Origin of the sequence: Salegentibacter lacus (assembly GCF_020164555.1) — a bacterium.
GTDB lineage: Bacteria > Bacteroidota > Bacteroidia > Flavobacteriales > Flavobacteriaceae > Salegentibacter > Salegentibacter lacus.
In genome coordinates this window covers 1-255 of sequence record NZ_JAIQZB010000104.1, presented here as the reverse complement: position 1 = coordinate 255, position 255 = coordinate 1, and the positions used below count along the sequence as shown (strand labels likewise).

1 protein-coding gene is annotated in these 255 nt (G+C 40.4%); it reads left to right on the top strand.

Features of this window, described 5'->3' with window-relative positions:
* Window positions 1–255 (top strand): transposase (locus tag LB465_RS18555; protein ID WP_394370957.1); only part of this gene is annotated, 255 nt, incomplete at both ends.

The window sequence follows — 255 nt, the reverse complement described above, 5'->3', positions numbered from 1 at the left end:
TCGAATTTTATTCCGCACGATGGTATATCGAGCAGCTGTTCCGATTGTTGAAAAAACAGGGGTTTGGAATCGAAGAAACCGAACTAGAGAGTGGGTGGGCGATACGCAAATTAGTGGTTATGCAGATAACTGCATTGTTGAAAATCTTACAAATGAATATAGCTTATGCGCGACCTGAAGGCGGGCAACCTATAACTGAAGTTTTTGATGATCAGCAAATAGGTGTGCTCAAAGTACTTAATACTAAAATACAGG